The 19,365-nt window shown below is 61.1% G+C and carries 17 protein-coding genes; 11 read left to right on the top strand and 6 right to left on the bottom strand.

Annotation, left to right across the window (positions count from 1 at the left end):
* Positions 1-13 precede the first annotated feature (13 nt).
* Positions 14-1,345, top strand: a complete 1,332-nt coding sequence (locus AB4O08_RS23545; protein WP_460114384.1) for a substrate-binding domain-containing protein — start codon at positions 14-16, stop codon at positions 1,343-1,345.
* 130 nt (positions 1,346-1,475) lie between these two features.
* On the opposite strand, the gene AB4O08_RS23540 is transcribed toward AB4O08_RS23545, so the two are convergent.
* The gene (locus AB4O08_RS23540) at positions 1,476-2,705 is read right to left on the bottom strand and encodes an acyl-CoA dehydrogenase (RefSeq protein ID WP_021492800.1); all 1,230 of its coding nucleotides are present in this window, start codon (positions 2,703-2,705) and stop codon (positions 1,476-1,478) included.
* Between the two features lie 151 nt (positions 2,706-2,856).
* On the opposite strand from AB4O08_RS23540, the gene AB4O08_RS23535 reads away from it, so the two are divergent.
* The 3 genes from AB4O08_RS23535 to AB4O08_RS23525 all read left to right on the top strand — a co-directional run bounded on the left by AB4O08_RS23535 (position 2,857) and on the right by AB4O08_RS23525 (position 5,181).
* Positions 2,857-3,792 (top strand): LysR family transcriptional regulator, encoded by a 936-nt coding sequence (locus AB4O08_RS23535; RefSeq protein WP_010209472.1) that lies wholly within the window; start codon positions 2,857-2,859, stop codon positions 3,790-3,792.
* Positions 3,793-3,872: 80 nt separating this feature from the next.
* Positions 3,873-4,265, top strand: coding sequence for a MerR family transcriptional regulator (locus tag AB4O08_RS23530; protein WP_010209471.1), 393 nt, complete (start codon positions 3,873-3,875; stop codon positions 4,263-4,265).
* 16 nt (positions 4,266-4,281) lie between these two features.
* A complete protein-coding gene (locus AB4O08_RS23525) occupies positions 4,282-5,181 on the top strand; it encodes a hydroxymethylglutaryl-CoA lyase (RefSeq protein WP_010209470.1) in 900 nt (299 codons plus the stop codon).
* Positions 5,182-5,862: 681 nt separating this feature from the next.
* Here the strand turns inward: AB4O08_RS23525 and AB4O08_RS23520 are convergent.
* Complete coding sequence (locus AB4O08_RS23520) at positions 5,863-7,497, bottom strand: AMP-binding protein (protein WP_045791919.1); 1,635 nt, start codon at positions 7,495-7,497, stop codon at positions 5,863-5,865.
* A 151-nt stretch (positions 7,498-7,648) separates the two neighbouring features.
* On the opposite strand from AB4O08_RS23520, the gene AB4O08_RS23515 reads away from it, so the two are divergent.
* The 4 genes from AB4O08_RS23515 to AB4O08_RS23500 all read left to right on the top strand — a co-directional run bounded on the left by AB4O08_RS23515 (position 7,649) and on the right by AB4O08_RS23500 (position 13,221).
* Positions 7,649-8,812, top strand: a complete 1,164-nt coding sequence (locus AB4O08_RS23515; RefSeq protein WP_021492803.1) for an isovaleryl-CoA dehydrogenase — start codon at positions 7,649-7,651, stop codon at positions 8,810-8,812.
* Positions 8,813-8,823: 11 nt separating this feature from the next.
* Positions 8,824-10,431 carry a carboxyl transferase domain-containing protein gene (locus AB4O08_RS23510; protein WP_044287381.1) on the top strand — a complete coding sequence of 536 codons (1,608 nt, stop codon included), beginning with the start codon at positions 8,824-8,826 and terminating at the stop codon, positions 10,429-10,431.
* 61 nt (positions 10,432-10,492) lie between these two features.
* Positions 10,493-11,299 carry a gamma-carboxygeranoyl-CoA hydratase gene (locus tag AB4O08_RS23505; protein WP_045791918.1) on the top strand — a complete coding sequence of 269 codons (807 nt, stop codon included), beginning with the start codon at positions 10,493-10,495 and terminating at the stop codon, positions 11,297-11,299.
* A complete protein-coding gene (locus tag AB4O08_RS23500; protein WP_045791917.1) occupies positions 11,296-13,221 on the top strand; it encodes an acetyl/propionyl/methylcrotonyl-CoA carboxylase subunit alpha in 1,926 nt (641 codons plus the stop codon). The genes AB4O08_RS23505 and AB4O08_RS23500 overlap by 4 nt, the downstream gene beginning before the upstream one ends.
* On the opposite strand, the gene AB4O08_RS23495 is transcribed toward AB4O08_RS23500, so the two are convergent.
* Positions 13,218-13,850: a LexA family protein gene (locus tag AB4O08_RS23495; RefSeq protein WP_021492804.1), complete on the bottom strand. Its 633-nt coding sequence runs from the start codon at positions 13,848-13,850 to the stop codon at positions 13,218-13,220. The two genes, AB4O08_RS23500 and AB4O08_RS23495, sit on opposite strands and share 4 nt — an antisense overlap.
* Positions 13,851-13,981: 131 nt before the next feature.
* Between AB4O08_RS23495 and AB4O08_RS23490 the strand changes: the two genes are divergently transcribed.
* A complete protein-coding gene (locus AB4O08_RS23490) occupies positions 13,982-14,332 on the top strand; it encodes a DUF6124 family protein (RefSeq protein ID WP_010209462.1) in 351 nt (116 codons plus the stop codon).
* Positions 14,333-14,797: 465 nt separating this feature from the next.
* Entirely contained in the window at positions 14,798-15,949 is a 1,152-nt protein-coding gene (locus tag AB4O08_RS23485) for a M14 family metallopeptidase (protein WP_021492805.1), read from the top strand.
* Here the strand turns inward: AB4O08_RS23485 and AB4O08_RS23480 are convergent.
* Positions 15,946-16,398 carry a winged helix-turn-helix transcriptional regulator gene (locus tag AB4O08_RS23480; protein WP_045791916.1) on the bottom strand — a complete coding sequence of 151 codons (453 nt, stop codon included), beginning with the start codon at positions 16,396-16,398 and terminating at the stop codon, positions 15,946-15,948. The genes AB4O08_RS23485 and AB4O08_RS23480 overlap by 4 nt on opposite strands.
* A gap of 99 nt (positions 16,399-16,497) precedes the next feature.
* Between AB4O08_RS23480 and AB4O08_RS23475 the strand changes: the two genes are divergently transcribed.
* Complete coding sequence (locus AB4O08_RS23475; protein WP_045791915.1) at positions 16,498-17,769, top strand: MFS transporter; 1,272 nt, start codon at positions 16,498-16,500, stop codon at positions 17,767-17,769.
* On the opposite strand, the gene AB4O08_RS23470 is transcribed toward AB4O08_RS23475, so the two are convergent.
* Both AB4O08_RS23470 and AB4O08_RS23465 read right to left on the bottom strand, forming a co-directional pair.
* A complete protein-coding gene (locus AB4O08_RS23470) occupies positions 17,671-18,210 on the bottom strand; it encodes a cytochrome b (RefSeq protein WP_010209458.1) in 540 nt (179 codons plus the stop codon). The two genes, AB4O08_RS23475 and AB4O08_RS23470, sit on opposite strands and share 99 nt — an antisense overlap.
* Positions 18,207-19,289: a catalase family peroxidase gene (locus AB4O08_RS23465; protein ID WP_010209457.1), complete on the bottom strand. Its 1,083-nt coding sequence runs from the start codon at positions 19,287-19,289 to the stop codon at positions 18,207-18,209. Before AB4O08_RS23465 ends, AB4O08_RS23470 begins: the two co-directional genes overlap by 4 nt.
* Positions 19,290-19,365 lie beyond the last annotated feature (76 nt).

The following is a 19,365-nucleotide window of genomic DNA, read 5'->3' as shown; positions in this document are numbered from 1 at the left end:
AGAAGGTGCCGGCATGAGGCTGCGCGTTCTGTTTCTGCTGGCACTCTTTCCTCTCTACGCTGTTTCCGCCCCCCTACCCGCTCCCGATCAAGGCCCTGCTTTGCGCATCCAGGGTTCCAATACCATTGGCGCGGCGTTGGGCCCGGCGCTGGTCAAGGGCTTGATGGAGCATCAGGGTTTGCAGGCGGTGCACGGTGAACCGGCGGAAGGCGCCAATGAACAGCGCGTGATCGGCAAGACCCGCCAAGGCAAGACGGTGATCATCGAAATCGCCGCTCATGGTTCAAGCACCGGTTTCACTGCCCTAAAGAAATCCACTGCCGACCTGGCTGCCTCATCGCGCCCGATCAAGGACAGCGAACTGGTGGACCTCGAACCCCTCGGCGACCTGAAAAGCCCCGAAGCCGAACAGGTGATCGCCATCGATGGCCTGGCCATCATCCTCCACCCGCAAAACCCGCTGAACACCCTGAATACCGAGCAACTGGCGCAGGTCTTCAATGGCGAGATCAGCACCTGGGAGGCATTGGGTGGCGTGGGTGGGCCGATTCACGTGTACGCACGGGATGACCAGTCGGGCACCTATGACACCTTCAAGGAACTGGTACTGCGCCTGCGTGGCAAGCCGCTCGCCTCGGGCGCCACACGTTTCGAGTCCAGCGAGCAGTTGTCCGATGCGGTCAGCCAGGACCCCCAAGGCATCGGTTTTATCGGCCTGCCCTACGTACGCCAGGCCAAGGCGGTGGCGATTGTGGATGGCGACTCGCACCCGATGCTGCCGCTGAACAGCCTGATTGCTACCGAGGATTATCCACTCTCACGTCGACTGTTCTTTTACTTGCCGCCATCCAGTCGCAATCCATGGGCCAAGGCGCTCGTGGACTTCAGCCAGAGCAGCAAGGGCCAGGCGATTGTGGCAGCCAACGGCTTTATCGCGCAGCAGGTGCAGGCGATCGCCGTGGAGCCGCGCGCGTCGATGCCTGAGGACTATCAAGCGATCGCACGTGATGCTCAGCGCCTGACGGTGAATTTTCGTTTCGAGGAAGGCAGCGCCAGCCTGGACAACAAGGCACGCCAGGATCTGCAGCGGGTGGTGGCGTATCTCAAAAGCCACGACAAGCTGGATAAACAGGTGACGCTGGTGGGGTTTGGAGATGCCAAGAATGACCCGCAGCGGGCGGCATTGCTGTCGAAACTCAGGGCAATGGCGGTGCGCCGGGAATTGGTCAAGAACGGCGTGGTATTGCGCGATATCCGAGGGTTTGGCGCGCAGATGCCGGTGGCGGCGAATACGGCGGATGAAGGCCGGATCAAGAATCGGCGCGTGGAGGTTTGGGTCTACTGAACCTTAAGCGTTGTGTTGTTCGGGCCGGCCTCATCGCGGGCAAGCCCGGCTCCCACAGTGGATCGAGTCGTTCATGTAAACGCCATCTAATGTGGGAGCCGGGCTTGCCCGTGATGCAGGCGGCTCGGTCTTACTGCCCGCCGCGCATCAGCTCTTTAGGCACATACTTGCCAATCTCGAACTTGCCGATCGCCGCCCGGTGTACTTCGTCCGGGCCATCGGCCAGGCGCAGGGTGCGTTGCATGGCGTACATGTAGGCCAGCGGGAAATCGTTGGAAACACCGGCACCACCATGGATCTGGATCGCGCGGTCGATCACCTTCAAGGCCACATTCGGCGCGACCACCTTGATCTGGGCGATTTCGCTTTTCGCGACTTTGTTACCCACGGTGTCCATCATGTACGCCGCCTTCAAGGTCAGCAGGCGTGCCATATCGATCTCCATGCGTGAGTCGGCGATCTTGTCGATATTGCCGCCCAGGCGCGCCAGTGGCTTGCCGAATGCAGTCCGGCTGACGGAGCGCTTGCACATCAGTTCCAGTGCGCGCTCGGCCATGCCGATGGAGCGCATACAGTGGTGGATACGGCCCGGACCAAGGCGGCCCTGGGCGATCTCAAAGCCCCGCCCCTCACCCAGCAGCACGTTTTCGTAGGGTACCCGCACATTGTCGAACAGCACTTCGGCATGGCCGTGGGGCGCGTCGTCGTAGCCGAACACCGGCAGCGGGCGCACGATCTTCACGCCGGGGGTGTCCACCGGCACCAGGATCATCGAATGTTGCTGGTGGCGCGGTGCGTCCGGGTTGCTCAGGCCCATGAAGATCAGGATTTTGCAGCGCGGGTCGCAGGCGCCGGAGGTCCACCACTTTTTGCCGTTGATCACCCATTCATCGCCCTGGCGCTCGGCGCGGGCGGCCATGTTGGTGGCGTCTGAGGACGCCACATCCGGTTCGGTCATGGCGAAGGCCGAGCGGATCTCGCCTCGCAGCAACGGCTCCAACCAGCGTTGCTTTTGCTCTTCGTTGGCATAGCGCACCAGCACTTCCATGTTACCGGTGTCGGGGGCGGAGCAGTTGAACGGCTCAGGGCCCAACAGCGAACGGCCCATGATTTCAGCCAACGGTGCGTATTCGAGGTTGGTGAGGCCGGCGCCCAGTTCGGACTCCGGCAGGAACAGGTTCCACAGGCCTTCAGCTTTAGCCTTGGCCTTCAGCTCTTCCATGATTGCGGTGGGCTGCCAGCGGTCGCCTTCGCTGACCTGGCGTTCGAATACCGGCTCGGCCGGGTACACGTAAGCGTCCATGAACGCAGTGACGCGTTCACGCAGTTCCTGAACCTTGGGCGAATAGGCGAAATCCATGAGCAGCTCCCTTCTCTGAGAGGTTGTTTAGGTCATGCAATCGATGCTAGAACAGCGTTGATAATTTACCTAGCCTATTCTCGGCGTGTATTAACATTCATCACCGATATATGATCGACGTATGGCCACCTAACAATAAGAGCGCTACGAAATGAATCTGAGCAAGGTCGACCTCAACCTGTTTATCGTCTTTGACGCGATCTACACCGAAGCCAACCTGACCCGCGCCGGGCAGATTGTCGGCATCACCCAGCCGGCGGTGTCCAACGCTCTGGCACGCCTGCGCGAGACCTTCAACGACCCGCTTTTCGTGCGCACCGCCCAAGGCATGGTGCCCACGCCGATGGCGCAGAACATCATCGGCCCGGTGCGCAATGCGTTGTCGTTGCTGCGGGTGTCGGTGCAGGAAAGCCGCATCTTCAACCCGCAACAGGCGGCCAAGACCTACCGCATCAGCATGACCGACCTCACCGAAGCGGTGATCCTGCCGCTGCTGTTTCAGCGTCTGCGCCGCCTGGCGCCTACCGTGGTGATCGAGAGTTTCCTGTCCAAACGCCGCGAAACCACCAAGGAACTGGCCGCCGGGCGCCTGGACTTTGCCGTGGACGCGCCGCTCAACACCGATCCGCAGGTGCGACACGTCAAGCTGATGGAAGACCGCTACGTGTGCGCCATGCGCAAGGGTCATCCGCTGGCGGGCAAGGACAAGCTGACCCTGGATGATTACCTGGGGCTGACCCACATCCATATCTCCAGCCGGCGCAACGGTCTGGGCCATGTCGACCTGGCACTGGGCAAGATGGGCCTGCAGCGCAAGATCGCCCTGCGTTCCCAGCACTACCTGATGGCCTCGCAGGTGCTGCAGCAGACCGACATGGTGATGACCGTGCCCGAGCGCTTCGCCCGCCGCCACGAACTGCATTGGTTCAACCTGCCGGTCAACGACGTGCCGCCGGTGGAAACCCATTTGTATTGGCACGAAAGCACCGACCAGGACCCGGCCAACCGCTGGATGCGTGAGCAGATGATCGAGTTGTGCCAGCAGGTCACGGCGCACGAAAAGAAGCTCGACAAGCAACAACCCTAAGGCTAGCGCCTACAGGGTTGAGCTTGACGCTTACGTCAACCTGCCATTAGCTTAGCGCCAAGACCTTCTTGAGCGCCGCCATGAGCACTACCTACAGCATCTCCGACCTCGCCCGCGAGCTCGACATCACCACCCGCGCCATTCGCTTCTACGAGGAACAAGGCCTGCTGGCTCCGGAACGCCGGGGCCAGGAGCGCATCTACTCGGCGCGGGACAAGGTCAGCCTCAAGCTGATCCTGCGCGGCAAACGGATCGGTTTTTCCCTGGCGGAATGCCGTGAGTTGATCGAACTCTACGACCCCACCAGCGGCAACCATGTGCAACTCAACAGCATGCTCGCAAAAATTGCCGAGCGCCGTGAACAGCTGGAACAGCAACTGCTGGACATCGAACAGATGAAGCTGGAACTGGACACCGCCGAAGAACGCTGCACCCAGGCCCTGGCCCACACCATGCGCCAGGCCGGCCATTGATCAGAAGGTAACTGCCATGTCACTCCCCTCACACGTCCGCCTGGTGGAAGTCGGCCCACGCGACGGTCTGCAAAACGAAGCCCAGCCCATCAGCGTGTCGGACAAGGTCCGGTTGGTGGACGCCCTCAGCGCGGCGGGCCTGAGTTATATCGAAGTCGGCAGTTTTGTATCGCCCAAGTGGGTCCCGCAGATGGCCGGTTCCGCCGAGGTCTTCGCGCAGATCCAGCGCAAGCCTGGCGTGACCTATGGTGCCCTGGCGCCGAACCTGCGCGGTTTCGAGGACGCAGTGTCGGCCGGCGTGAAGGAAGTGGCGGTGTTTGCGGCGGCATCCGAGGCGTTTTCCCAGCGCAATATCAACTGTTCCATCAGCGAAAGCCTGGAGCGCTTCGCGCCGATCATGGCGGCGGCCAAGCAGAATGGGGTCAGCGTGCGGGGTTATGTCTCGTGCGTGCTGGGTTGTCCCTATGAAGGTCAGATCGCGCCAGAGCAAGTGGCGGCGGTCGCACGGGAGTTGTATGCCATGGGCTGCTACGAGGTGTCCCTCGGCGACACCATCGGCACCGGCACAGCGGGCGCCACGCGTCGCCTGTTCGAGGTGGTCGGTGCGCAGGTGCCACGGGACAAGCTGGCGGGGCACTTCCATGACACCTATGGACAGGCCATCGCGAACATCTACGCCAGCCTGCTGGAAGGGATTTCGGTGTTCGACAGCTCTATCGCGGGCCTCGGCGGCTGCCCTTACGCCAAAGGTGCCAGCGGTAACGTCGCCACCGAAGATGTGGTGTACCTGCTCAATGGCCTGGGTATCGAGACCGGTATCGACCTGGAGGCCTTGATCGGCGCGGGCCAGCAAATCAGCAGCGTGCTGGGTAGGCCTACCGGGTCGCGCGTGGCGAAGGCGCGTAACGCCGGTTGAGTAGCTTAGCGGTAAGAATGTGTTACCGCCCTGCTACACATCGAGTAACACGGGAACATATTTTGTCGTATTTGCCGTAGGCCAATCCCTATATAAAAATTATGTTATTGATTTTAAAGCATTTTTAAAAGTTGGCACGGCTTCTGCTATCTCTATGGCATAACAAGAATAAAAAGCGCCAAACCTAATAAAAATAAGACGAAACGACTCTGACATAACAAAAACAACACGGCAGAGACGCAGCTAACAGATTTTTTTGGAGAAGATGTGCTTCGCAGGGTACGGCATGCCGAAACCCGCAACCGGTTAGAGAAAAATAAAACTACCTCAGGTAGCTACCCACTGGTTGGATCGATAACGAAGAAGCAGATCAGCGCTCAAAAAAATACGTTTGCTCTTGACCCCGCATGGGGGTCGCCAAAAACAGCGGTAAAGGGTAACGGTTGCCAAAAACAACAATAGACCGCCCCTCAATAATAAAAAAAGAGCACGCAACGACAAATTAAAGGGGACCCTCGGGTCCCCTTTGTGCTTTCTGGGAATTGATAAACCCTGGCCTGGCACGCGTCAAAAAATGCAGGAGCGGGCTTGCTCGCGAATGCGGTGGTTCAGTCGATACAGGTGGCGACTGAGGCACCCTATTCGCAGCAAGTCCGCTCCACATTGGTAATGCGTCATTAGCTAGAGCGCGTTCTTCAGCTCTTGTATTGAGATCTCGCGCATGCGGAATTTCTGGATCTTGCCCGTTACCGTCATCGGGAACTCCTCCACGAACTTGAAATGCTTGGGCGTCTTGAAGTGCGCAATGCGGCCCTTGCACCAGGTTTGCAGCTCAAGCTCATTGGCCACATGGCCTGGATGGAACTTGACCCAGGCGACGATGGCTTCACCGTAACGCTCATCCGGAATGCCGATGACCTGCACATCCGCCACTGCCGGGTGGGTGAAGAAAAACTCCTCCAGCTCACGCGGGTAAACGTTCTCGCCACCACGGATGATCATGTCCTTGTTGCGCCCGGCAATGCACACGTAGCCATGGGCGTCCATGCTCGCCAGGTCGCCGGTGTGCATCCAGCCAGCGTCGTCGATGGCCTCGCGGGTGGCATCGGGGTTGTTCCAGTAGCCAAGCATTACGCTGTAGCCACGGGTGCACAACTCGCCGATCTCGCCTCGCGCCACCGTATTGCCGTCGGCATCGATGATCTTGTTTTCCAACTGCGGCTGGGTGCGCCCGACCGTGGTCACGCGGCGCTCCAGGTCATCATCCGCCCCCGTCTGCAAGGACACCGGACTGGTTTCCGTCATGCCGTAGGCAATCTGCACCTCGCTCATGTGCATCTCGCTGATCACCCGGCGCATCACTTCGATGGGGCACGTGGCGCCGGCCATGATGCCGGTGCGCAGGCTGGACAAGTCAAAGCCGCCCAGCTGTGGATGATCGAGCATAGCGATGAACATGGTGGGCACGCCGTACAGGCCGGTGGCGTGCTCTTCGGCGACGGCGGTGAGCGTCAGCAGCGGGTCGAAGCCGTCATTGGGATAGATCATGGTGGTGCCATGGGTGATGCAGCCCAGGTTACCCATGACCATGCCGAAGCAGTGATACAGCGGCACCGGGATCACCAGGCGGTCTTGCGCGGTCAGGCCCAGGCTTTCGCCGACCATGTAACCGTTATTGAGGATGTTGTGGTGACTGAGGGTGGCGCCTTTGGGGAAACCGGTGGTGCCGGAGGTGTACTGGATATTCACCGCCTGGTCGAAGTGCAGGATGGCCTGGCGGCTGTGCAACTGTTCGAGCGGGATGCCTGTCCCGAGCGCGGCCAATTGCGCCCAGGGCAGGAATCCCGGGGGCGGGCTGGGGTCTAGGCTGATCATGCCGCGCAGATCGGGGTTCAGTGCCTGCAGCATCGCGTGGTAGTCGGAGGTCTTGAATGACCCGGCGCACACCAGCCACTGGCAGCCGGACTGCTTGAGCACGTATTCCAGTTCACTGCTGCGGTACGCCGGGTTGATATTGACCAGGATCACGCCGAGCTTGGCGCTGGCGATCTGGCTGATGCACCACTCGGCGCAATTGGGTGCCCAGATACCCAGGCGGTCGCCGGTCTGCATACCCAGGGCGAGAAAGGCACGGGCGTGCAAATCGACCGTTTCGGCCAATTGCCGCCAGGTGTAACGACGCTGCTGGTGTCGCACCACCAGGGCCTCGCCATCGGGGAATTGCGCGACGGTGCGATCAAAGGCTTGGCCAATCGTCATGGCCAGCAAGGTCTTGTCCTGGGAGCCACGGCTGTAGCTCTGGTTCGGTTGATCCATAACGACCCCTGTTTGTCTTTTTTGTAGGTTGACGTAAACGTAAACTACGATTGACACCGCCGTAACGCAAGTTTACGTTAACGTAAAGGTGAGCGCCCTCCCCTGGCGCGCCCTCCACACAAAAACAAAGCTCACATTAAGGTGCCTGTCCATGAGTTACCCGTCCCTGAACTTCGCCCTCGGTGAAACCATCGACATGCTGCGCGACCAGGTGCAGTCCTTCGTGAGCAAGGAAGTCGCGCCGCGCGCGGCACAGATCGACCGTGACAACCTGTTCCCCGCCGACCTGTGGCAGAAATTCGGCGACATGGGCCTGTTGGGCATCACCGTCCCGGAAGAATACGGCGGCGCCGGCCTGGGCTACCTGGCCCACGTGGTGGCGATGGAAGAGATCAGCCGGGGTTCGGCGTCGGTGGCGTTGTCCTATGGCGCGCATTCCAACCTGTGTGTGAATCAGATCAACCGCAACGGCAACCACGCACAGAAACTCAAGTACCTGCCCAAACTCATCAGCGGCGAACACGTCGGCGCCCTGGCCATGAGCGAGCCTAATGCCGGCTCCGATGTGGTCTCGATGAAACTGCGCGCCGACAAACGCGGCGACCATTACGTGCTCAACGGCAGCAAGACCTGGATCACCAACGGCCCCGACGCCAGCACCTATGTGATCTACGCCAAGACTGACCTGGAAAAGGGTCCGCACGGCATCACCGCCTTTATCGTCGAGCGCGACTGGAAAGGCTTCAGCCGCAGTAACAAGTTCGACAAGCTGGGCATGCGCGGCTCCAACACCTGCGAGCTGTTTTTCGATGACGTGGAGGTGCCGGAGGAAAACATCCTCGGCACGCTCAATGGCGGCGTCAAAGTGCTGATGAGCGGCCTGGACTACGAACGCGTGGTGCTGTCCGGCGGCCCTACCGGGATCATGCAGGCGTGCATGGACCTGATCGTGCCCTACATCCACGACCGCAAGCAGTTCGGCCAGAGCATCGGCGAATTCCAGCTGATCCAGGGCAAGGTTGCCGACATGTACACCCAACTCAACGCAAGCCGTGCCTACCTCTACGCAGTGGCCCAGGCCTGCGAGCGCGGCGAGACCACGCGCAAGGATGCGGCCGGGGTGATCCTCTACAGCGCCGAGCGCGCCACGCAAATGGCCCTCGATGCGATTCAGATCCTCGGTGGCAATGGCTATATCAACGAATTCCCGGCCGGGCGCCTGTTGCGCGACGCCAAGCTGTATGAGATCGGCGCCGGCACCAGTGAAATCCGCCGGATGCTGATCGGTCGCGAACTCTTCAACGAAACCCGCTGAAGGAGCGCACCATGGCCACCTTGCATACCCAACTCAACCCGCGCTCGGCGGAGTTTGCCGCCAACAGCGCGGCGATGCGCCAACAGGTCGACGCCCTGCACAGCCTGCTTGCCCACGTGCAACAAGGCGGCGGCGCCAAGGCCCAGGAGCGGCACACCTCACGCGGCAAACTGTTGCCCCGTGAACGTATCAATCGGTTGCTCGACCCCGGCTCGCCGTTTCTTGAACTCAGCCAATTGGCCGCCCATCAGGTGTATGGCGAGGACGTACCCGCCGCCGGAGTGATTGCCGGGATCGGCCGGGTGGAAGGCGTCGAATGCATGATTGTCGCCAACGATGCGACGGTGAAAGGCGGCTCCTACTACCCGCTCACCGTGAAAAAACACCTGCGCGCCCAGACCATCGCTGAGCAGAACCGCCTGCCATGCATCTACCTGGTCGACTCCGGCGGCGCCAATCTGCCGCGTCAGGACGAGGTGTTCCCCGACCGCGAGCACTTCGGGCGGATCTTCTTCAACCAGGCCAACATGAGTGCACAGGGCATTCCGCAGATTGCGGTGGTGATGGGCTCGTGCACCGCCGGTGGCGCCTACGTGCCGGCCATGGCGGATGAAGCGATCATGGTGCGCCAGCAAGCCACCATCTTCCTCGCCGGGCCGCCACTGGTGAAGGCCGCGACCGGTGAAGTCGTGAGTGCCGAAGACCTCGGCGGTGCCGATGTGCACTGCAAGATCTCCGGCGTGGCCGATCACTATGCCGACAGCGATGAACACGCGCTGGCGCTGGCCCGGCGCAGCGTGGCCAACCTCAATTGGCGCAAACAGGGCGAGTTGCTGCAACGTACGCCCGTGGCGCCGCTTTACAGCAGCGAAGAGCTGTACGGCGTGATCCCCGCCGACGCCAAGCAACCCTTTGATGTGCGCGAAGTGATCGCGCGGCTGGTGGACGGTTCGGTGTTCGATGAGTTCAAGGCGCTGTTTGGCACCACGCTGGTATGCGGCTTTGCGCACTTGCACGGCTACCCGATTGCGATCCTGGCCAACAACGGCATCCTGTTTGCCGAAGCCGCGCAAAAAGGCGCGCACTTTATCGAGTTGGCGTGCCAGCGCGGGATTCCCCTGCTGTTCCTGCAGAACATCACCGGCTTCATGGTCGGCCAGAAATACGAAGCCGGTGGCATCGCCAAGCACGGCGCCAAGCTGGTCACCGCAGTGGCCTGCGCCAAGGTGCCAAAGTTCACCGTGATCATCGGCGGCAGCTTTGGCGCCGGTAACTACGGCATGTGTGGCCGCGCCTATGACCCACGCTTCTTGTGGATGTGGCCGAATGCACGCATTGGCGTGATGGGCGCCGAACAGGCCGCCGGCGTGCTGGTGCAGGTCAAGCGTGAGCAGGCTGAGCGCGCCGGCGTGGGTTTCAGCGCTGAAGAAGAAGCCGCGATCAAGCAGCCGATCCTCGACCAGTACGAAACCCAGGGCCACCCCTACTATTCCAGCGCACGCCTGTGGGACGACGGTGTGATTGACCCGCTGCAGACCCGAGACGTGCTGGCCCTGGCCTTGTCCGCTTCGCTGAATGCCCCCATCGAGCCGAGCCGCTTCGGCGTCTTCCGCATGTAACCTGCAGGAGCGAGCTTGCTCGCACCTACAGGAGACCTCTTATCATCATGGAGCTCCCTGCATGAGCGATTTCAATACCCTCGAACTGATCACCGACAGTCGTGGCTTTGCCACGCTGTGGCTCAGTCGCGAAGCCAAGAACAACGCGTTTAACGCCGAAATGATCCGCGAACTGATCATCGCCCTCGACCAGGTGCAAGGTGATTCATCATTGCGTTTTCTGGTGCTGCGCGGGCGCGGCAAGCACTTCAGTGCCGGGGCCGACCTGGCCTGGATGCAGCAATCCGCCGAGCTGGATTACCACACCAACCTGGACGATGCGCGCGAACTGGCGGAGTTGATGTACAACCTGGCCAAGCTGAAGATTCCCACCCTCGCGGTGGTGCAAGGCGCGGCCTATGGCGGTGCGCTGGGGTTGATCAGTTGCTGCGACATGGCGATTGGCGCCGACGATGCGCAGTTCTGCCTGTCGGAAGTGCGTATCGGCCTCGCACCGGCGGTGATCAGCCCGTTCGTGGTACAGGCCATCGGCGAGCGTGCAGCACGGCGCTATGCGCTGACCGCTGAGCGCTTCGGCGGCCCGCGGGCACGGGAGATCGGTTTGTTGGCAGAAAGCTATCCAGTCGACGAACTGGATCAACAAGTCGAGCAATGGATCGCCAACCTGCTGCAGAACAGCCCGGCGGCAATGCGCGCCAGCAAGGACTTGCTGCGCGAAGTGGGCCACGGCGCCCTCACCCCGGCCCTGCGCCGCTATTGCGAAAATGCCATTGCGCGCATACGTGTCAGCCCTGAAGGCCAGGAAGGCCTGCGTGCCTTCCTGCAAAAACGTCCACCCAGCTGGCAATCCCAGGAGCCGCGTTCATGAGCACGTTGACAACTCTGCTGGTGGCCAACCGTGGCGAGATTGCTTGCCGGGTAATGCGCACCGCCAAGGCCATGGGCCTGACCACCGTGGCGGTGCACAGCGCCATCGACCGCGATGCGCGCCATAGCCGCGAAGCGGATATCCGTGTCGACCTGGGCGGCAGCAAGGCCACTGATAGCTACCTGCAAATCGACAAACTGATCGCCGCAGCCCAGGCCAGCGGCGCCCAGGCGATTCATCCGGGTTACGGCTTTTTGTCGGAGAACGCCGGTTTTGCCCGCGCGATTGAAGCGGCTGGTTTGATCTTCCTCGGCCCACCCGCCTCGGCCATCGACGCCATGGGCAGCAAATCGGCCGCCAAAGCACTGATGGAAACCGCCGGCGTGCCTCTGGTGCCGGGTTACCACGGCGAAGCCCAAGACCTGGAAACCTTCCGCGCAGCCTGCGAGCGCATCGGCTACCCCGTGCTGCTCAAGGCCACGGCCGGTGGTGGCGGCAAGGGCATGAAGGTGGTGGAGGATGTCAGCCAGTTGGCCGAGGCCCTGGCCTCGGCACAGCGCGAGGCGCTGTCGTCCTTCGGCAACGGGCAGATGTTGGTGGAAAAGTACCTGCTCAAGCCACGTCACGTGGAGATACAGGTGTTTGCCGATCAGCACGGGCATTGCCTGTATCTCAATGAGCGAGACTGCTCGATCCAGCGTCGCCACCAGAAGGTCGTCGAAGAAGCCCCGGCACCGGGATTGAGTGGTGAACAACGCAAGGCCATGGGCGAAGCCGCCGTGCGTGCGGCCCAGGCCATCGGCTATGTCGGCGCAGGCACCGTGGAGTTCTTGCTGGACGCGCGTGGCGAATTCTTCTTTATGGAGATGAACACGCGGCTGCAGGTGGAGCACCCGGTGACCGAGGCGATCACCGGCCTGGACTTGGTGGCCTGGCAGATCCGTGTCGCCCAGGGCGAGGCGTTGCCGATCAATCAAGAGCAAGTGCCGCTGACGGGCCATGCGATCGAAGTGCGGCTGTATGCCGAAGACCCGACCAATGACTTCCTGCCCGCCACCGGACGCCTGGCGCTGTACCGCGAATCCGCACCGGGGACGGGGCGTCGTGTGGACAGCGGTGTCGAACAAGGCGACAGCGTGTCGCCGTTCTACGATCCCATGCTCGGCAAACTGATTGCCTGGGGCGAAGACCGTGAGCAGGCGCGATTGCGGTTGCTGGCCATGCTGGATGAGTTTGCCATCGGCGGACTCAAGACCAACCTGGGCTTTTTGCGGCGCATTATCGGGCATCCAGCGTTTGCGGCAGCCGAATTGGATACCGGGTTTATTCCGCGCTATCAGGAGGAGTTGCTGCCGGCCCCAGGGGACTTGAGTGATGAATTCTGGCAGGCGGCCGGATCGGCATTCATACAGAGTTTGCCGCCGGAAGATGGGCCTTGGGGGGATAAGCGCGGATTTCGTGCTGGGTTACCTGCCGAGGTGTCGTTGCACTTGAGCTGCACTGGCCAGGATCGATTGGTGACGCTGGCCGCGGATGCGCCGCCATTGCGCGGCGAGCAGCTGCTGATCGAGCGACAGGGCGTGCGGCGCAGCCACCTGGCAGTGCGCAGCGAAGGCAGTGTGTTTTTGCGCTGGGACGGCGAGATGCACGGCGTGACGCTGTTCGACCCGATTGCGGCCGTTGAGGCCAACCAATCGCACCAGGGCGGCCTGACGGCACCGATGAACGGCAGCATCGTACGTGTGCTGGTGGAGGTGGGCCAACACGTCGACGCCGGCACGCAACTGGTGGTGCTGGAGGCCATGAAGATGGAGCACAGCATTCGCGCGCCCCAGGCTGGAGTGGTCAAGGCGTTGTTCTGCCAGGAAGGTGAAATGGTTGCAGAAGGTTGCGCGCTGGTGGAACTCGAACCGGCCGGTTAGAACTTTGCCATGGCCTGAACCACGACGCCAAGGATGTGGCAGTCGTCAGTGAAGGGCTGCTTTGGGTAGGTGGGATTGAGCGGCACCAGGTAGAGCTGGCCGCTTTCTTCCAGCAACTGGCGGAAGGTCGCCTGGGGGTTCGCAGCTCCTTGGGCGACCACCAGTTTACCGGGCTCGGCCTTGATGGCCGGGTCGACCAGGATCATCATGCCCGCGCTGACGCTCAGGCCGCTGGGCGCGGTCATGGCGTCGCCTGTGACCGGCAGCCAGAAAGCGTCGCCCTGGGCATGATAATCGCTCAATTCGAAACGGGCCGCGCCATAGGTCGCCCGCTCTTCGCGGACCTCGCACAGCCCTTTCCAATCGCTGACCGGGTAGCGGAAATACGGGTTGTAGTTTTTCTCCGGAAGCGCTTCTTCGGCCCGCTCGCGAATATCCAGCGCAACTTCCAGGTACCCCAGCCCCAACGCCGTCAGTACCCGGTTCATGTCCGTCAGGTTCGGCGCACGGCGCTTGTTGAGCCAGTGGCCAACGCCGCCCTGGGACATGCCCAGGCGTTCAGCCAATTCACCCTGCGTGACCTTGCGGTCTTCCATGTTGGCCTTGACCAACGCTATCCAGTTATCCATGGAGCTGACAATACGTCATGCAGTGTTCAGGGCAATAAACAGTTTGTAGTAATCCATAAAACGACACAAATACGATACGTACTATCATCGAACATAAGGTTTTCGACACCCACAACAGAGTACCGCCCCTTATGACGACCAGCCCGTATCTGCTACCCGAAACCCCAGAAGAACACGACCTGCACGTGCTACGCAGCAGCGGTGCCGCCCGGCGCGCATTGGACTTTTACTTGAAAGAGGAGATGTCGGCAGCAGCCCCTGACGACGCCCTGTTCGCCATCAAGCCAGGCATCAGCCAGGAGGAAGCCCTGGTGCACGCCTCGGACTTGTTGCGCAGTGCCGCAGCTACGGCCTATGAATCAGCGAACAACCATCAGGGCAATCATCGCGACCTGGCGTTTTCGGTGGTGTATTTGATTGATATGGCGAAGGCGATGGTGGAGCGGTCGTTGCAAGTGCCAGCGGCTCACGCGAACGGATAACAGGCACAGAGAAAAATATTTCTATCTGACGGATAAAAACATTTGACTTGCAAATGATAATGATTATTATTGGACCTAGCTGATCGCGAGATCAGTCGATAGACCAAGGGACCTTAGGTCGGACTCTTGGAATATCTCCTCATCAGGCTAATCACGGTTTTTGACCCGGCTCTTTGGCCGGGTCTTTTTTTTGCCAGTTTCCCTGGCATGGCTTCAGGCTAATGAAGACTGTGTGTTGCTTGATGACGCGCATGGTAGCAAAAGACCATCGTCAAAAGAAAGCCAGTCGACCGCTCTAGCCCAGATCTTTGCGAAATAGCGCTTGAGAATCAATCTCATAGATTCTAAGCTGCTGCGGCGTCAAGGATGACGCCCCCTCCCCCCGTGCAACAATTTTGCATCCAGTCTTTACCGGACTCCTGTGTAATATAGCCGCCACAACACTCATAATCAGGCAACCAGACTATGACCGTGGCCTTGACCTCCATCAAGATCAGCACCGACTTCGACAGTGGCAACATCCAGGTACTGGATGCCCACGATTCCCATCAGTTGTTGCTGGCAATCAAACCCGACACCCGTAGCCAACATTACCAATGGTTCCACTTCAAGGCCGAAGGCATGCACGTGGGCCACACCCACACGTTTCGCCTGAGCAATGCGGGCAAGTCGTCTTACCCGCACGCGTGGAGCGGCTACAATGCCGTGGCCTCCTACGACAATATCAACTGGTTTCGGGTGCCCTCGCGCTTTGATGGGGAAATCCTGCATATCAGCCTTGAGACCCGCGAGAAGCACGCCTGGATTGCCTATTTTGAACCCTACAGCCGTGAGCGCCACGACTGGCTGATCGAGCAGGCCCTGACTCGCGCCGGCACCCAATTGCTGGCGACCGGTAAAAGTGTCGAAGGTCGTGATATCCAACTGCTGCGTCGCGGCAAAGGCGGCAAAGGCCGTCGCAAGGTCTGGATCATCGCCCAACAGCACCCCGGCGAACACATGGCCGAATGGTTTATGGAAGGCATCATCGAACGCCTGCAACAGGACGGTGACGCCGAGCTGAAAAAACTGCTGAAAGTCGCCGACCTGTACCTGGTACCCAATATGAATCCGGACGGGGCGTTCCATGGCCACCTGCGCACCAATGCCGCGGGCCAGGACCTCAACCGTGCGTGGCAGAGCGCCAGCCAGGAGATCAGCCCGGAAGTGTTGTTCGTGCAACAACAGATGGAGAAATACGGCGTAGACCTGTTCCTCGATATCCACGGCGACGAGGAAATCCCCTACGTTTTCACCGCCGGATGCGAAGGCAACCCCGGCTACACGCCGCGCATCGAGACGCTGGAAAAACACTTCCGCAGCCACTTGAGCAGCCTGACCCGCGACTTCCAGACCACCTACGGCTACACCCGCGACCTGCCGGGCGAAGCCAACATGACCCTGGCGTGCAATGCAGTCGGTCAGCAGTACGACTGCCTGTCCCTGACCCTGGAAATGCCCTTCAAGGACAACGACGACGCCCCCAACCTGCTCACCGGTTGGTCAGGTAAACGTTCGATGCAACTGGGCAAGGATGTGTTGAGCAGCGTAGCCGATATCGTCGACGTCTTACGCTAAACCGAGTCGGCGGGCACCCGCCGACAATCCTCGGGCCCCAGCAAGCGCCCATCCGCCGAGCGCAACTCCAGCCCTCGCAGCGGCTCGCCGTTGGCGCGGTCCACCATCACCGAATGCTTCTCCCCTGCCCCATAGAAAAATCCCTCGCCCCACTGCCGCAACCCGATGATTACATGGAACAGGCCTCGACCCTTTTCCGTCAGGGCGTACTCCTGATACGCACTGCCATCCGACGCCGGCACGATCTCCAGCACCCCATGGGCGACCAGGCTGCGCAAGCGCGTGGACAAGATGTTCTTGGCCATCCCGAGGCTGCGCTGGAACTCACCAAAACGGCAAATCCCGTCGAATGCATCGCGAATGATCAGCAGCGACCAGCCATCGCCAATTGCGTCCAACGAGCGCGCCACCGGGCATTCGGCACTTTCAAAGCGGGTGAGCTTGACCATCGGGCTGCCTGTCGTCGACCATTTATGTAGTTGCAATATAAAACCAGAATCCTTACCGTACAACGAGTTTCATTTTGAAACCACACAAGGATTATTCGCATGTCGTCATCCCCTTTGAGCGGCGCCGTAGTATTGCTGCTCGCCGTCGCCTGTGGCCTGTCGGTGGCCAATGTCTACTACGCCCAGCCGCTGCTCGACGCCATGGCTGAAACCTTTGCCATGGACCACGCCACTGTCGGCATCATCATCGCCCTCACCCAGGTTGGCTATGGGGTGGGCCTGTTGTTGCTGGTGCCACTGGGGGACCTGCTCAACCGGCGCAGACTGATCGTCAGCCAACTGCTGCTTTCCACCCTGGCCGTGCTGATGGTGGGATTGTCGTCAAGCAGTTTCTGGCTGCTGGCCGGCATGGCACTGACCGGGCTGCTGGCAGTGGTCGCCCAGGTGCTGGTGGCACTGGCCGCTCATCTGGCATCGCCTGAACAGCGCGGCCATGTGGTGGGGTTGGTCACCAGCGGTATCGTGGTCGGTTTGTTGCTGGCCCGCTCGGTTTCCGGCGCGATGGCCGACCTGGCGGGATGGCGCTCGGTCTACCTGTTGTCGGCAGGCCTGACACTCTTGATGGCGATCTTGCTGTGGCGTGTATTGCCAAGCACCGAGCCACCGCGCGCCAGCGGCACTTATGGCGCATTGATCCGCTCGGTGTTCAGCTTGTTCAAGGAGGAGAAAGTCCTGCGTGACCGCGCCGTGCTGGCGATGTTGATTTTCGCCGCCGGCACTGTCTTGTGGACGCCGCTGGTACTGCCCCTGAGCGCCCCGCCGTTGTCGCTTTCCCACACGCAAATCGGCCTGTTCGGACTCGCCGGCGCCGCCGGTGCCTTAGGTGCCGCCCACGCCGGGCGCCTGGCCGACCAAGGGCTGGCCCAATGGACCAGTGGCACAGCCCTGCTGCTGATGCTGCTGTCATGGGTCGCAATCGGCTTCACCCAATCCTCGTTGTGGGCCTTGTTGCTCGGCGTGATTGTATTCGACCTGGGCCTGCAAGCCGTGCATGTCACCAGCCAGAGCCTGATCTACGCCGTGCGCCCCAATGCCCAGAGTCGGCTGGTGGCCGGTTATATGCTGTTTTACTCGGTGGGCAGTGCGCTGGGCTCCATCAGCGCAACGGCCATGTATGCCTGGGGCGGCTGGATCGGGGTGTGTGTCCTCGGCGCAGCCATCAACCTGCTGGCGCTGGTCTACTGGCTGGCCACACTGCCCCCGAAACCTGTTTCAGTCCTGGCTGCCGGTCATGCTTTGCAACACGCCGTCACGACGGATCAACCCGTGGAACAAGGCCGCCGCCAGGTGCAACAGCACCGTCAGGAATAGCAGATAGGCCAGGAACCCATGGGCCCTGCGCAGCACCGCGAACAGTGGCGCGTTCGCTCCCACCAGCGCTGGCAACTGCACCGAACTGCTGAGCATCACTGGATCACCCGCCGCAGAGATCATCGCCCAGCCCAGCAGCGGCAAGACCAGCATCAGGGCATACAACACCAGGTGGGAGGCCTTGGCCGCCAGCACTTGCCACAGCGGCAAGTCGGCAGGCAACGGCGGTTGGCGAGTAGAAAAGCGCACCACCAAGCGCACGATCACCAATACCAGAATCGCGATACCCAACGGCTTGTGCAGGTGGATCAGCCACTCATGCCGCTGCGAAACAGAAGCCGCCAGCCCCGCGCCGATAAACAGCATGGCGATGACCATCAGCGCCATCAGCCAATGCAGCAGGCGCGCCAGGGGGGCAAAAAACCGTGGTTGGACATTCATGGCTTCAACTCCTGAGGGGCGCTGTGCAACGGGCTGACTTCACCGGCGCGACGCAGGTACGAGCTGGCGTACGCCGCCGAACGTGCCGCCAGCAACGGGTCATTGGAGGCTTCAATGCCGCTGGGCAGAATCAGTGGATCAAAGTTGATATCGCGACAATCCCCGTCCGCTTGCGGCTGGCTGCTTTGCAACACCAGGGTGCCGGCGTTGATGACTTTATGCTCGCCGGTCCAGGCTTTGCTTGCATCGTCCAAAGGATCGCCGGGATTGGCCAGGGTCATGTTCAACTGCCAGCGCAACGGACCGGTAGCGAGGCGCTGTACCAGGTCCTTTTCCAGGAAATCACTGCCGGCAGGCGCAGTATCGCCCGCTGCGTCCTGACTCTGCGGCACTACGCCCCAACGCACGGCCTGGCGCTTGCCATCGGCCCCCACCAGGAAGAACGCGTTGATGCCGTTGTAGGTTTCGGTCGCATAGCTGGCCGAAGGCTTGGCGGATTTGACCCACGCCAGGAACGGCGCGGTCTCGGGATGGGCGGCAAAGAATGCCGGCATGCTCGCCGGGTCCGGTTTGCCGGTGGAGGGCTGCGGCGCACCGGCCTTGAGCAGTTGGTAGAACGCCTCAGGCGTGCCCACTGGGAACACCGGCATGCTGTTCATGCCGGTGCGCCACTGTTGGCCGTTGGCCTGGCTGAACTGCACGGCAAAACTGCGGATCGGTACACTGCTGTCCGGCGCATAGGGGTTGCCGCTGGGCAGCGCAAATCGGCCAATCAGTGGGGTCTTGGCCTCACTGAACACCTGGGCACTGGAGTAGGCACGGGCTTCGGGGCTGCTCTGGAAATACCCGGCCACGCACACGCCCTTGGCGTGGTTACGGCGGAACCCAGGGTGCACGCCATTGTTGGTTTCCAAGGCATTGACCAGGGTTTTAGGGCGCAGGCGCTGCGGGTCGAGGCTGCCATTGACGTAGGCAAAAGCCCCCGCCACAACCGCAACCACGGCACCGATACCCGCCAGGCGCGCGATCAGGCTCGCAGTGCTCAGCGGAGGACGGGGCGGTGATGAGTGATCTACCATGAAGGAACTCCAGGGCCAAAGGCCTTAGGGATGAACATAAGGTCGGAGCATTAAGACGAACGCCGATCGGCTCTAT

Source organism: Pseudomonas sp. H3_E07, from assembly GCF_054668895.1.
Note: the sequence above shows the minus strand (reverse complement) of the source record. Positions and strands in the feature narration are given on the sequence as shown.

Excerpts from the sequence above, each read along its gene's own strand:
- AB4O08_RS23500 (WP_045791917.1), top strand. The coding sequence starts at position 11,296 with ATGAGCACGTTGACAACTCTGCTGGTGGCCAACCGTGGCGAGATTGCT.
- AB4O08_RS23495 (WP_021492804.1), bottom strand. The coding sequence starts at position 13,850 with ATGGATAACTGGATAGCGTTGGTCAAGGCCAACATGGAAGACCGCAAG.
- AB4O08_RS23480 (WP_045791916.1), bottom strand. The coding sequence starts at position 16,398 with ATGGTCAAGCTCACCCGCTTTGAAAGTGCCGAATGCCCGGTGGCGCGC.
- AB4O08_RS23490 (WP_010209462.1), top strand. The coding sequence starts at position 13,982 with ATGACGACCAGCCCGTATCTGCTACCCGAAACCCCAGAAGAACACGAC.
- AB4O08_RS23515 (WP_021492803.1), top strand. The coding sequence starts at position 7,649 with ATGAGTTACCCGTCCCTGAACTTCGCCCTCGGTGAAACCATCGACATG.
- AB4O08_RS23505 (WP_045791918.1), top strand. The coding sequence starts at position 10,493 with ATGAGCGATTTCAATACCCTCGAACTGATCACCGACAGTCGTGGCTTT.
- AB4O08_RS23525 (WP_010209470.1), top strand. The coding sequence starts at position 4,282 with ATGTCACTCCCCTCACACGTCCGCCTGGTGGAAGTCGGCCCACGCGAC.
- AB4O08_RS23540 (WP_021492800.1), bottom strand. The coding sequence starts at position 2,705 with ATGGATTTCGCCTATTCGCCCAAGGTTCAGGAACTGCGTGAACGCGTC.
- AB4O08_RS23535 (WP_010209472.1), top strand. The coding sequence starts at position 2,857 with ATGAATCTGAGCAAGGTCGACCTCAACCTGTTTATCGTCTTTGACGCG.
- AB4O08_RS23545 (WP_460114384.1), top strand. The coding sequence starts at position 14 with ATGAGGCTGCGCGTTCTGTTTCTGCTGGCACTCTTTCCTCTCTACGCT.
- AB4O08_RS23470 (WP_010209458.1), bottom strand. The coding sequence starts at position 18,210 with ATGAATGTCCAACCACGGTTTTTTGCCCCCCTGGCGCGCCTGCTGCAT.
- AB4O08_RS23510 (WP_044287381.1), top strand. The coding sequence starts at position 8,824 with ATGGCCACCTTGCATACCCAACTCAACCCGCGCTCGGCGGAGTTTGCC.
- AB4O08_RS23465 (WP_010209457.1), bottom strand. The coding sequence starts at position 19,289 with ATGGTAGATCACTCATCACCGCCCCGTCCTCCGCTGAGCACTGCGAGC.
- AB4O08_RS23475 (WP_045791915.1), top strand. The coding sequence starts at position 16,498 with ATGTCGTCATCCCCTTTGAGCGGCGCCGTAGTATTGCTGCTCGCCGTC.
- AB4O08_RS23485 (WP_021492805.1), top strand. The coding sequence starts at position 14,798 with ATGACCGTGGCCTTGACCTCCATCAAGATCAGCACCGACTTCGACAGT.
- AB4O08_RS23520 (WP_045791919.1), bottom strand. The coding sequence starts at position 7,497 with ATGGATCAACCGAACCAGAGCTACAGCCGTGGCTCCCAGGACAAGACC.
- AB4O08_RS23530 (WP_010209471.1), top strand. The coding sequence starts at position 3,873 with ATGAGCACTACCTACAGCATCTCCGACCTCGCCCGCGAGCTCGACATC.